We start from the raw sequence: 12,128 nt of genomic DNA, 5'->3' as shown, positions 1-12,128 counted from the left end.
TTAGAGGAACAATAATGAGTGAGATAACTCATGACGGAGTAGAAATCCAGTCGTTACGCACTTTTACCGAAAGCGCCTATTTAAACTACTCAATGTACGTCATTATGGATCGTGCATTGCCATTTATTGGAGATGGCTTAAAACCAGTGCAACGACGCATTGTTTATGCTATGTCTGAATTAGGACTTAACGCACAAGCCAAATTTAAAAAATCTGCACGTACCGTCGGGGATGTGCTTGGTAAATATCATCCTCATGGTGATAGTGCCTGTTATGAAGCGATGGTGCTCATGGCACAACCATTTTCATATCGCTATCCATTAGTTGATGGGCAAGGTAACTGGGGGGCACCTGATGATCCTAAATCATTCGCTGCTATGCGCTACACAGAATCACGTTTGTCAAAATATGCCGAACTACTATTAAGTGAACTAGGACAAGGAACGGTTGATTATACGCCTAACTTTGATGGTACTTTACAAGAACCTAAAATGTTACCGGCTAGATTACCCAACATTTTATTAAATGGTACAACAGGTATCGCGGTTGGCATGGCAACTGATATACCGCCTCATAACCTTCGTGAAGTGGCGAATGCGGCAATTATGCTTGCTGATAACCCCAATGCGACGCTCAACGAAGTAATGGTTCACATACAAGGCCCCGATTTCCCAACAGAAGCTGAAATTATTACTTCACCAGAAGACATAGCGAAAATCTATAAAACGGGTCGTGGTTCAATCCGTATGCGTGCTGTCTGGAAGAAAGAAGAATGTGATATTGTAATTACAGATCTGCCTCATCAAGTTTCGGGTGCTAAAATCTTAGAACAAATAGCCTCTCAGATGCGAGCCAAAAAACTACCTTTAATTGAAGATTTACGTGATGAGTCTGATCACGAAAATCCAACTCGTCTGGTCATTGTGCCACGTTCAAATCGAGTAGATTTAGAGCAAGTGATGAATCATCTATTTGCCACAACCGATCTCGAAAAAAGTTATCGGGTTAATATGAATATGATTGGGCTTGATAATCGCCCATCAGTAAAAGGCTTAGTTGAAATTCTTACTGAATGGTTAGAGTATCGAAAAAATACCGTCACTCGACGTTTAAATTACCGTTTAGATAAAATATTAAAACGACTCCATATTCTCGATGGCTTATTAATTGCTTTTTTAAATATTGATGAAGTTATCGAAATTATTCGTCACGAAGATGAACCTAAACAAGAATTAATTAATCGTTTTGCCTTAACTGAAATTCAAGCCGAAGCGATTTTAGAGTTAAAACTTCGCCACTTAGCCAAACTTGAAGAGATGCGCATTAAAGGCGAACAAAGTGAGCTTACAAAAGAGCGTGATCATCTGCAAGCTTTGTTAGCTTCGCCTAAAAAATTGAGTAATTTAATTAAAAAAGAGCTAAAAGAGGATGCTGAAAAATATGGCGATGACCGTCGTTCTCCAATTGTTGAACGTAGTGAAGCTAAAGCTATTAGTGAACAAGAGTTAACACCATCTGAACCTGTTACTGTCGTTTTATCTGAAATGGGTTGGGTAAGAACAGCAAAAGGTCATGACATTGATCCTGCTGGTTTAAGTTATAAATCTGGTGATAGTTTTAAAGCTGCCGCCAAAGGCAAAAGTAATCAACCTGTTATTTTCATCGATTCAACGGGACGTAGTTATGCTATAGAACCAAACACGTTACCATCAGCACGAAGTCAAGGCGAACCATTAACTGGTAAATTAGCACTACCCGCTGGTGCAACAGTTGAACATGTGCTCATGTCTCAAAATGATAACCAAAAATTATTATTTGCTTCAAGTGCTGGTTATGGATTTATTGGTCAATTTAGTGATTTGGTTGCTCGCAATCGTAATGGTAAAGCAATTATTAATTTGCCTAAAGAATCTAAAATATTGCCACCAATTGAAATCACATCTGAAGATAGTTTACTACTATCAATTACCAAAGCAGGACGAATGCTCATATTTCCTGTAAAAGATTTACCTGAACTTGCTAAAGGTAAAGGAAATAAAATTGTATCACTTTCAGGTGCTGATGACTGCCTTGCTTATACTCTATTAATTACACAAGACACTTCAATAACGTTATATGTTGGTAAACGCAAACTTACATTATATCCTGCTGATTTACAAAAATTTAAGGCAGAGCGAGCACGAAAAGGTACACCATTACCGAGAGGTTTACAAAAGATAGATAAAATAGAGGTGAACGAATAATATGTCTTTTATCTGGGCAATAATTGCAGGCTTTGTTTTGAGCACTGTATTAAAAACAGGATGGGGATTTATTCTTGGGCTTTTTGTTGGGCCAATGCTTTACCGTACGTTTTGTAATAAATTGACCGAACAAAGAACACAAGCAAATCCAACACTTTATTTAACCGTTGTTTTTGAAGTTCTAGGTCACTTAAGTAAAGCTAAAGGGGTCGTCACACAAGATGATATTAATCTTGCCAGTCAATTTATGGATAGATTACAACTTGACCGAAACGGCCGAAAACTAGCACAAGATTCATTTAATAATGGTAAAGCAAGTAACTACCCACTAAGATCTCGTTTGGCTGAGCTATACGCACAATATCGTTTTCGACGTAATGTGTTAAATATTTTTTGTGAGCAATTGATCCAAGCTGCATTAGTTGATGGCGTTTTAGACGAAAAAGAACAACAAATTTTATTTATTGTGGCTGAAGAATTTAATATTCCACGTCAACAAATGGCAATATATATCCAAATGATGATGGGAAGTTATCACTTCCGTCAAAATGGCTATAGTAACCAACACGGACAACGAGACCAATACCAACGCAGTAATAATTATGGAAATTATCAAGGTCGCTCACCACAATCCGACCTACAAAATGCTTACAAAATTTTAGGTGTTGCAGCTACAGCTGAAATCTCAGAAATAAAAAGAGCTTATCGTAAATTAATGAATGAGCATCATCCTGATAAGTTAGTATCGAAAGGCTTACCGAAAGAGATGCTTGAAGCCGCCAAAAAACGTGCACAAGAGATTCAAGCGGCCTATGATCTTATCAAAGCATCACGTGGATTTAAGTAGAGACTATCATCATGATGCATTGGCGATCAATTTTACGAATTATCGGTTTATTAGTATCCCTATTATCGATATTCATGTTATTACCAGCACTTGTTGCATTAATCTATCGCGATGGGGCTGGTGCAATTTTTGTTCGCTCTTTTTTTGTTGCCTTAATTTTAGGAATTGCACTATGGTTTCCTAATCGTAATCATCGCCACGAGCTGAGCACACGTGAAGGCTTTTTTATCGTCGTACTATTTTGGGTTGTTCTAGGATCAATTGGCGCTTTTCCTTTTATTTTTGATACACATATTAATTTAAATTTAAATACTGCATTTTTTGAATCATTTTCAAGCTTAACCACAACAGGTGCCACCACAATTGTTAAGTTAGATCATCTACCTAAAGCTTTACTTTTCTATCGCCAATTATTGCAATGGCTTGGAGGGATGGGGATTATCGTGCTAGCTGTTGCTATCTTACCATTACTGGGGGTAGGGGGAATGCAACTTTATCGTGCCGAAATTCCAGGTCCGCAAAAAGACAGTAAAATGCGTCCACGTATTGCTGAAACAGCTAAAACACTTTGGTCAATTTATATTTTGCTAACAACGCTTTGTGCTATTTGTCTCTGGCTGGCTGGTATGAATGTATTTGATGCTGTGTCACATAGTTTTTCCACGATATCAATGGGAGGGTTTTCAACCCATGATGATAATTTAGCCTATTTTAACAGTCCAGTAATCAATTACATCGTCACCCTCTTTTTGATTTTATCTGGTTGTAATTTTGCGCTCCATTTTGCCGCACTAAGTGGCTTTTCGATTAAAGAGTACTGGCGTGATCAAGAGTTCAGAACATTTATATTTATTCTACTGATACTAGTTGCTATCTGCACAATTGTTATTTATTTCTATAAACCACACCGCCTGAGCATTGATAAAATTATCTTACAAGTGGTATCCATATCATCAACAGCAGGCTTTAGTGTCGATGATATCAACACATGGCCATCATCATTACCAATCTTTTTATTGTGCGCTTCATTTATTGGTGGTTGTGCGGGATCAACGGGTGGCGGTTTAAAAGTGGTTCGTGTGTTAATTTTGTTTATGCAAGGCTCACGTGAACTAAAGCGCCTTATTCATCCTAACGCTATTTATACTTTAAAATTAAATAATCGCGTGGTTTCTGAACGCATAATCGAAGCAATTTGGGGATTCTTTTCTGCATATACGTTGGTCTTTTTAGTTAGCTTATTTATTATTATGGCAACAGGCATTGATGCCACTGACTCTTTTTACATAGTAGCATCATCACTTAACAATTTAGGGGTTGGTCTTGGTAGTGTAAGTGATAATTTTGCTAGTGTCAGTGATATAGTAAAATGGGTAATGGTGGTTGACATGTTATTTGGGCGATTAGAAATATTTACCTTACTAGTTTTATTCACACCAACATTTTGGAAAAGCTAAATTTATACTGAAACACATAGTTACCTGAAAGTTTTTAACAGGATATGCAATTTTTATAAATATTTTATTGATTATTTGCTCAATTACAGACAGAATTACAACGCAGCATGTGCTGTATTTATTAGAGGTAATCACCTGACATATGGAATGGATCATGGATCCTACAATCTGGATTGGCTTATCCACTCTGGTTGTACTTGAAATCGTCCTTGGTATTGATAACATTGTTTTTATAGCCATTCTTGCCGAGAAACTTCCACCCCAACAACGAGATAAAGCCCGCGTTACCGGTCTTGCTTTTGCATTAATCACTCGAATTTTATTATTAATGTTTACGGGTTGGTTAGTCACACTCACTACACCGCTATTTTCGATATCCGAGATCAGTTTTAATGCCCGACAACTAATTATGCTAATTGGTGGTATATTCTTGCTATTTAAAGCTACCATGGAGCTCAATGAACGCCTTGAAGGCACATCAAATGAGGATGGTAAACCTAAAAAGACATCCCACTTCTGGACTGTCGTTGCTCAAATAGTTGTACTTGATGCAGTGTTCTCGCTTGATTCAGTTATTACAGCTGTTGGAATGGTTGAACATATCCCAGTGATGATTATTGCCGTTTGTATAGCAATAGGCATTATGATGGTTGCAAGCAAACCATTGGCTAATTTTGTCAATGCCCATCCAACCATTGTGATCCTATGCTTGAGCTTCTTATTAATGATAGGATTTAGTCTTGTTGCCGAAGGTTTTGATTTTATTATTCCAAAAGGTTACTTATATGCGGCGATCGGTTTCTCAATCATGATTGAATTTTTTAATCAATTAGCCATACTAAATCGCCGTAAAGCATTAAATAAAAAACCGCTACGAGAACGTACTGCCGAAGCTATTTTACATCTACTAAAAGGTGATGCTGAGGAAGATCCCGATACTCATAATATTGATATCGTATCTGATGCTAATAAAAAAGTATCAGTGTTTAATCATCAAGAACTCAGCATGGTTGAACGAGTACTTGGACTTGCACAGCGTTCGGTCAGTAGCATTATGACATCTCGACTTGATGTTGATATGGTCAATATTAATGACGATCGTGATGTTATAATAAAAGAAATCTTTGATAATCCTCATTCTCGTTTAGTTGTCACTGATAATGACTCAATTGATGAGCCTTTAGGCATTATCCAAGTTAATGACCTTTTAAAAGATGTACTACAAAGCAAAGCACCGATTGATATACACTCACTAATCAAACAACCTTTAATCTTTCCAGAAACCGTATCGTTACTGGTTGCATTAGAACAATTTAAAAAGGCCAAAACTCATTTTGCTTTTGTGGTTGATGAATTTGGTTCAATGCAAGGGGTTGTCTCGGTAACAGATATTATCGAAACCATTGCTGGTGATTTTCCAACAGAAGAAGAGGAAATTGATGCTAAACATGATATTCAATGTCTAGATGATAATAGCTGGATTGCTAATGGTTATATTCCAGTTGAAGAGCTAGTCCGTTTTGTACCAATACCGATCGATGATAAACGTGAATATCATACCCTAGCGGGGCTATTAATGGAAAAAGCTCAACATTTACTCAATGTTGGTGAAACCTTGCAAATTGGCGATTATTTATTTGAAGTAGCTGAAATAGAAAGTCATAGAATTCTTAAAGTAAAAATCACGTTAAATAAACCTGATTCTGTAGCATTATAATACAGCAAAGAGAAATAACTAGAATAACGCTTGACCAAAATAAATAACTAGCAATAATTGACGCTGAAAAATTTTTGTTTATTTGAAGGTGCGGAGTAAATACTCCTCATCTTTTTTATTTTTCCCCTTTAGTAAAAAATAGGTAAAACTGTTTATAAACTTTTACTCTTACTTATCAATCTAAATTAGGCCTAAACTTATGAAGTCAATATTCGAAAAAACCTTTCAATTGAAAGAGAAAAAAACAACTATCGGTACTGAAATTATCGCTGGTTGTACTACCTTTTTAACAATGGTTTATATCATCTTCGTGAATCCTTCCATCTTATCAGCAACAGGTATGGATACTTCTGCTGTTTTTGTTCTAACTTGTATCGTAACAGCCTTTGCTACCATTTTAATGGGGCTATTTGCCAATTTACCAATTGCATTAGCACCTGCCATGGGGCTTAACGTCTTTTTTGCCTATGGCATATGTGGGGCAATGGGCTATTCTTGGCAAATTGGTATGGGAGCGATATTTTGGGGTTCTTTAATCTTTTTTGCGTTATCACTATTTAAAGTTCGTCACTGGTTAATTGAACATATTCCACAATGTCTGCGTGTAGGTATTAGTGCAGGTATTGGACTATTTATTGCTTTTATGGGATTTCAAAATATGGGCATTGTAGTCGCTTCTCCTTCCACACTATTAACTATGGGGAATATCTTATCGCTTAAAGTCCTATTAGGATCACTAGGTTTTTTCATTATTGTTATTTTAGCGGCACGCAACTTTCATGCTGCTGTATTAATTTCGATTTTAGTAGTAACACTACTTGCACTATGGCTTGATCCAAATATCAGTTACCAAGGCATTGTGTCTATGCCACCTAGTGTAACTAGTGTTGTTGGCCATGTTGATCTGGCAGGTTCGCTAAATATTGGTATTATGGGTGTAATATTTTCAATAATGATTGTCAGCTTATTCGACTCATCAGGCACTATTTTAGCACTAACAGATAAAGCAGGCATTAGTGACGAAAAAGGTCGATTCCCCAAAATGCGTCAAGCGCTGTTAATTGATAGTTTTAGCTCCTCTTTAGGTGGATTATTTGGTACATCATCAGTGTTAACCTATATTGAAAGTTCCGCAGGTATCTCTGTGGGTGGTCGAACAGGATTAACCGCAGTAGTAGTTGGACTATTATTCTTATTGGTAGCCTTTTTCTCGCCACTGGCACATTTAGTACCTACCTATGCAACATCAGGCGCACTTATCTTTGTTGGGATCTTAATGGTTTCAAGCTTAGTTAAAGTTAACTGGTCTGACTTAACAGAGGCAACACCAGCTTTTATTACAGCAATTATGATGCCATTTGCCTTTGCAATTACTGAAGGGGTTGCACTAGGTTTTATCTCTTATGTAGTGTTAAAAACCTTTACTGGCAAATTTAAACAATTAAATCTTTGTGTAATAATTTTTGCTTTACTATTTGCTTTAAAATTTATTTTTATTGATCATCATTAAAAATGACTCCCCATCGTTACTTACGATGGGGAAATTTTTCAAGAAATTAACGCATTGGATACTTATGGTTAATATAAAGGATCAACTCCATTTAGCTCTCTAATGATGAAATTTCCTGTTTTTCCAACGTCTAGTGTTGTTTTTAGCCATGGCAAAATTGTATGCATTTGTTCGTGTAATTTCCATGGTGGGTTAATTACTATCATCCCTGATGCTGTCATGCCTTTTTGGTTATTATCAGGCTTTATTGCCAGCTCAAATTGTGAAATTCGTTTTATGCCTAAGTTAACAATATTATCAATCATTTTTTGAGTTTGTGTACGAGATACCACAGGATACCAAATTAAGTAAACACCTGTTGCAAAACGTTTATATGCTTCAAATAATGCTGTAGGGATTTTTTGATAATCGTCTTTAATTTCATAAGAAGGATCAATCAATATTATTCCACGACGAGATAGTGGAGGTAACTTTGATTTTAATTGGGAAAATCCATCTTCACGTAAAACTTTTGTTCGTTTATCTTTACTAAATTCTTGTTTTAATAAAGGGTAATCAGTTGGGTGTAACTCTGTAAGGTTGAGCTTGTCTTGTTCACGTAATAATTGCTTCGCAATTAATGGTGAACCAGGATAATATTTTATTTCCTCAAAAGGATTATAGCGTCTTAGTACCGATATGTATGTATTAAGCAATTCAGGAATATTAGATTGTTGCCATAGTAAATTAATTCCTGATAAATATTCACCCGTTTTTTCTGCATGCTCACTTCTTAATAGATATCGTCCTGCCCCCGAGTGTGTATCTAAATATAAAAAAGGCTTTTCTTTTTCCTTTAATGATTCAATACATAACGTTAAAACAATATGTTTTAATACATCTGCATGATTTCCTGCATGGTAACTGTGGCGGTAGCTTAGCATAGGGAATCTACTCTCTTTTTTTCATTTTTTTGCATATAAAAGGTTATTAAGGATAAACAAAGAAGACAAGGAATTTCCATTAATTCTTCAATGAGATCTTTTCGCTCTTTTGTTATAACTAGAAATTCATGTCCAATACGGCGATGTTCTGCAATATCAGCTATACCTAAGAATAAAAAAGCAAAGAATATATGCCAAAATGGTATTTTTTCGTATTTGTAGCGACGAGCAATTTCTCGGCGAATCGTGAGTAAAAATATACTTAGTATTGGGAGCGCTATTAATATACTCGCAATGATTTTATAATAGAAACGAGGTACCTCAGGGAAAAAGTCTCTTCCCCAACTAATTCCTCGACCAAAAATCATAAACCACCAGAAAATTGTCCAAATCCAAAATCTATAAAGCTCAGAATGTTCAGATACTCGTTTTGCATAATAATAGGTATAACAGCACATAAATAATAAGAAGAGAGATTGAATATGTTCAATCACTACAACCGTCATTCCATTGCATAAAGGTATAAACCAATTTCCCGTAATATAAAGGATAATGCCAAGAGTGATAATTAATAACGAACTTTTGTAAAAATGAAAATCTAACTTACACATATAATATCTTAGTACTAAATGGCACTTTTAAGTTTGAGTATAGTACCGCATTTACGACATAAATAACTAGTTTTATTATTTTGAATTTTGTTGTGTCTTATTGAGGTTAATTGATGTTGTTGACAACTGCAGTAGTATAAATAAGTATTGCGTTGAATAGGAAAACGGTGAGTTGTTGCAGGGATTTTTCCTAATATTTCTGACATAATATATTGCCATTCTTTACCATGTGGTTTTACTTTGCCAAACTCTTTAAAGACAATGAGATGTGCTAATTCGTGAGGCACAACTTCCTCAATAAATTGAGTACCATTATCTAGCAACATAATCGAATTAAGTTGAATTTCCCAACGTGTTAAAAAGGCACTACCAGCAATACTGCCTTTGGGTTTATAAATGATCTTAGGCTCTTTATATTGGGAATGTAGACGTTGATTGGCTTGCATTAAGTGAGTTCTTAAACAAGCCATAGTTTGATTATGTAAATAAATTGGTATGCGTTTATAGTCCTGCTGCATCACGTAGTAGTGCCGCTTTATCAGTTTTTTCCCAAGGGAATATATCTCGACCAAAATGACCGTAACTTGCAGTTTGTTGATAGATCGGTTGAATTAGCTCAAGCATTTGGATCAATCCATAAGGTCTTAAATCAAAGAATTCTTTAATAAGCGATACAATTTTATCGTGATGGATTTTTTCTGTGCCGAAAGTATTGACATAGATTGATGTAGGATTGGCAATACCAATTGCATAAGATATTTGTAATTCACATCTGTCAGCAAGTCCTGCAGCAACAATATTCTTTGCAACATAGCGTGCGGCATAAGCTGCTGAGCGGTCAACTTTTGAAGGATCTTTTCCAGAAAAGGCACCTCCACCATGATGAGCTGCTCCACCGTACGTATCGACAATGATTTTGCGTCCAGTTAATCCACAGTCTCCCATAGGGCCACCAATAACAAAACGTCCAGTTGGATTAATAAAGTATTTTGTTCTAGGTGTTAACCATTCGGCTGGCAATGTTGGTTTAATGATTTCTTCCATGACGGCTTCATGTAATGCTTTTTGCTCAATACCTTCTGAATGCTGAGTTGATAGAACGATTGTATCAACACCTTTTATCTGACCGTCTTGGTAAATTAATGTTACTTGGCTTTTTGCATCAGGTCTTAACCAAGGAAGTGTACCATTTTTTCTAACTTCTGCTTGGCGGCGCATTAAGTCATGAGCGTAGCTTATAGCAGCAGGCATTAGATTTGGCATTTCATTTGTAGCATAACCAAACATAATACCTTGGTCACCAGCACCTTGCTCTAGAGGATCGTTTCGATCAACTCCTTGATTGATATCCGGAGATTGTTTACCAATAGCATTAAGCACAGCACATGAATTTGCGTCAAATCCCATTTCTGAACTGGTATATCCAATATCATTAATTGTTTTTCGAGTTAATTCTTCGATGTCTACCCAAGCTGAAGTAGTGATTTCACCACCAACTAAGGCCATACCGGTTTTTACATATGTTTCGCAAGCAACACGCGCTTTCGGATCTTGTTTTAAAATTGCATCAAGTACAGCATCAGATATCTGATCGGCAATTTTATCTGGATGACCTTCTGAAACAGATTCTGAAGTAAATAGAAACTCTGACATAGAATACCCCCTTAACTTATTCTTGCACAATATTCGAAATATAATATTTAGCTTTAGTAAGTATTTATTTTAGCAGTTTTACCGTCTAGACGTCTAGTTTATAATTTATGGAACTAAATGCAACATTAGCTTGGGTAAAATACTTGCATTAATTTTTAATCAATTTACGATATGATGCGTTTCTAATTTATTATTTAATATCCTATAGCTAAAATGAATATCGTAAAACAATCTCCTTCAGTGTTAATATTTGATTCAGGTATTGGTGGTTTATCTGTTTATAATGAAATTTACAATAAAATACCTAATGCACACTATATCTATGTATTCGATAATGAGATGTTCCCTTATGGTGATAAATCATCAGAGTTTTTAATTAATAGAGTGAACTCTGTCATTGAGGCTGTTACTAAATTTTATCCAATTGATTTAGCAGTTATTGCTTGTAATACAGCTAGTACTATCTGTTTACCTAGTTTGCGCGCTAAATTTTCTTTCCCTATTATTGGTGTTGTACCAGCGATTAAACCAGCTAGCTTACTTACTAAAAATAAATGTATAGGATTATTAGCAACAAAGGCAACAGTTGAAAGAACTTATATAACCGATTTAATACAGCAATTTGCTTCGCATTGTACTGTTAAAATGTTAGGTTTATCGGAATTAGCACTTATAGCCGAAAATAAATTACAAGGCATTAATGTAGATATGAAACAGTTAAAAGAACTAATGCAACCTTGGCTTGGGTTACAAACAATCCCTGATACAATAATACTAGGTTGTACGCATTATCCTTTTATTAAGACAGAATTACAGACGCTTTTTCCTCAGGCGAGCCTAATAGATTCAGGTTATGCGATTGCGACAAGAGTCTGTAATTTACTAAATGATAAATATAATCTGGATCAAATAATTTCTTCTGCGTCCGAAAATATTGTATTAAGCACAGTTTATACTCAGCCTGTAGAAAATTTGATTAAAAAATTATCTGATTACAATCTTAATAAATATCAAAACATTAAAGTTAAGTGAGATTAAAACTTGCGCGACCAGATGGCTATTTTATCTTTTTTGCTTGCTAAAAAAAAAGAAGCCCCTATAATGCGCACCCACTGACACGCAGTCAGCGACAAGCAGACGGAAAGTTAGTGATTAAGTGAGATCAAA

The 12,128-nt window shown here is 35.7% G+C and carries 10 protein-coding genes; 6 read left to right on the top strand and 4 right to left on the bottom strand.

Features of this window, described 5'->3' with window-relative positions; genetic code table 11:
• The first annotated feature begins 14 nt into the window (after positions 1-14).
• The 5 genes from parC to ACGH80_RS05210 all read left to right on the top strand — a co-directional run bounded on the left by parC (position 15) and on the right by ACGH80_RS05210 (position 7,774).
• Positions 15-2,243: a DNA topoisomerase IV subunit A gene (gene parC, locus ACGH80_RS05230; RefSeq protein WP_411630641.1), complete on the top strand. Its 2,229-nt coding sequence runs from the start codon at positions 15-17 to the stop codon at positions 2,241-2,243.
• A 1-nt stretch (position 2,244) separates the two neighbouring features.
• Complete coding sequence (gene djlA / locus ACGH80_RS05225; protein ID WP_297225984.1) at positions 2,245-3,090, top strand: co-chaperone DjlA; 846 nt, start codon at positions 2,245-2,247, stop codon at positions 3,088-3,090.
• Positions 3,091-3,104: 14 nt separating this feature from the next.
• Positions 3,105-4,547 carry a TrkH family potassium uptake protein gene (locus ACGH80_RS05220; protein WP_065561201.1) on the top strand — a complete coding sequence of 481 codons (1,443 nt, stop codon included), beginning with the start codon at positions 3,105-3,107 and terminating at the stop codon, positions 4,545-4,547.
• Positions 4,548-4,689: 142 nt separating this feature from the next.
• Positions 4,690-6,264 carry a TerC family protein gene (locus tag ACGH80_RS05215; protein ID WP_034913350.1) on the top strand — a complete coding sequence of 525 codons (1,575 nt, stop codon included), beginning with the start codon at positions 4,690-4,692 and terminating at the stop codon, positions 6,262-6,264.
• Between the two features lie 199 nt (positions 6,265-6,463).
• Positions 6,464-7,774 (top strand): NCS2 family permease, encoded by a 1,311-nt coding sequence (locus ACGH80_RS05210; protein WP_297225981.1) that lies wholly within the window; start codon positions 6,464-6,466, stop codon positions 7,772-7,774.
• A 68-nt stretch (positions 7,775-7,842) separates the two neighbouring features.
• Here the strand turns inward: ACGH80_RS05210 and ACGH80_RS05205 are convergent, their stop codons facing one another.
• From ACGH80_RS05205 to metK, 4 genes are read right to left on the bottom strand one after another with little or no spacing between them, the layout of a single operon-like run.
• The gene (locus tag ACGH80_RS05205; RefSeq protein WP_174799359.1) at positions 7,843-8,697 is read right to left on the bottom strand and encodes a 23S rRNA (adenine(2030)-N(6))-methyltransferase RlmJ; all 855 of its coding nucleotides are present in this window, start codon (positions 8,695-8,697) and stop codon (positions 7,843-7,845) included.
• Positions 8,691-9,308 carry a hypothetical protein gene (locus ACGH80_RS05200; RefSeq protein ID WP_174799360.1) on the bottom strand — a complete coding sequence of 206 codons (618 nt, stop codon included), beginning with the start codon at positions 9,306-9,308 and terminating at the stop codon, positions 8,691-8,693. Before ACGH80_RS05200 ends, ACGH80_RS05205 begins: the two co-directional genes overlap by 7 nt.
• Before the next feature lie 14 nt (positions 9,309-9,322).
• Complete coding sequence (locus ACGH80_RS05195; protein ID WP_034913345.1) at positions 9,323-9,826, bottom strand: SprT family zinc-dependent metalloprotease; 504 nt, start codon at positions 9,824-9,826, stop codon at positions 9,323-9,325.
• On the bottom strand, positions 9,810-10,961 hold the full coding sequence (gene metK, locus ACGH80_RS05190) for a methionine adenosyltransferase (protein ID WP_065590413.1): 1,152 nt from the start codon (positions 10,959-10,961) through the stop codon (positions 9,810-9,812). Before metK ends, ACGH80_RS05195 begins: the two co-directional genes overlap by 17 nt.
• Positions 10,962-11,174: 213 nt before the next feature.
• Here metK and murI point away from each other — a divergent pair, with 213 nt between their 5' ends.
• Positions 11,175-11,993 (top strand): glutamate racemase, encoded by an 819-nt coding sequence (gene murI / locus ACGH80_RS05185; protein ID WP_174799361.1) that lies wholly within the window; start codon positions 11,175-11,177, stop codon positions 11,991-11,993.
• Positions 11,994-12,128 lie beyond the last annotated feature (135 nt).

Source organism: Gilliamella sp. BG1, from assembly GCF_046635625.1.
In the GTDB taxonomy this organism is placed as follows: domain Bacteria; phylum Pseudomonadota; class Gammaproteobacteria; order Enterobacterales; family Orbaceae; genus Gilliamella; species Gilliamella bombi.
This window is presented reverse-complemented; position numbering and strand designations above follow the sequence as displayed.

Excerpts from the sequence above, each read along its gene's own strand:
- parC (WP_411630641.1), top strand. The coding sequence starts at position 15 with ATGAGTGAGATAACTCATGACGGAGTAGAAATCCAGTCGTTACGCACT.
- djlA (WP_297225984.1), top strand. The coding sequence starts at position 2,245 with ATGTCTTTTATCTGGGCAATAATTGCAGGCTTTGTTTTGAGCACTGTA.
- ACGH80_RS05220 (WP_065561201.1), top strand. The coding sequence starts at position 3,105 with ATGCATTGGCGATCAATTTTACGAATTATCGGTTTATTAGTATCCCTA.
- ACGH80_RS05215 (WP_034913350.1), top strand. The coding sequence starts at position 4,690 with ATGGAATGGATCATGGATCCTACAATCTGGATTGGCTTATCCACTCTG.
- ACGH80_RS05210 (WP_297225981.1), top strand. The coding sequence starts at position 6,464 with ATGAAGTCAATATTCGAAAAAACCTTTCAATTGAAAGAGAAAAAAACA.
- ACGH80_RS05205 (WP_174799359.1), bottom strand. The coding sequence starts at position 8,697 with ATGCTAAGCTACCGCCACAGTTACCATGCAGGAAATCATGCAGATGTA.
- ACGH80_RS05200 (WP_174799360.1), bottom strand. The coding sequence starts at position 9,308 with ATGTGTAAGTTAGATTTTCATTTTTACAAAAGTTCGTTATTAATTATC.
- ACGH80_RS05195 (WP_034913345.1), bottom strand. The coding sequence starts at position 9,826 with ATGCAGCAGGACTATAAACGCATACCAATTTATTTACATAATCAAACT.
- metK (WP_065590413.1), bottom strand. The coding sequence starts at position 10,961 with ATGTCAGAGTTTCTATTTACTTCAGAATCTGTTTCAGAAGGTCATCCA.
- murI (WP_174799361.1), top strand. The coding sequence starts at position 11,175 with ATGAATATCGTAAAACAATCTCCTTCAGTGTTAATATTTGATTCAGGT.